Origin of the sequence: Curtobacterium sp. MCBA15_007 (assembly GCF_001864905.1) — a bacterium.
GTDB classification, from domain to species: Bacteria; Actinomycetota; Actinomycetes; order Actinomycetales; family Microbacteriaceae; genus Curtobacterium; species Curtobacterium poinsettiae.
In genome coordinates this window covers 1-243 of record NZ_MJGM01000039.1, presented here as the reverse complement: position 1 = coordinate 243, position 243 = coordinate 1, and the positions used below count along the sequence as shown (strand labels likewise).

Below are 243 nucleotides of genomic sequence, written 5' to 3'. Positions count from 1 at the left end.
CGACGAACTCGCCCTTCTTCTTGGAGATGACGGGTGCGAGGACCTGGAACCGGGTACCGGTCTCGAACTGCATGAGCTGGTCGGCGATCTGCTGGACGGTCTGCTTGCTGATCACCTCGCCGCACGTCGGGCAGTGCGGTACCCCGATGCGCGCCCAGAGCAGACGCATGTAGTCGTAGACCTCGGTGATCGTACCGACCGTCGACCGGGGGTTGCGGTTGGTCGACTTCTGGTCGATCGACA

1 protein-coding gene is annotated in these 243 nt (G+C 63.4%); it reads right to left on the bottom strand.

The window, feature by feature from the left end:
- The coding region (locus BIU95_RS18770; RefSeq protein WP_175470775.1) for a hypothetical protein at positions 1–243 on the bottom strand (243 nt) is incomplete at both ends.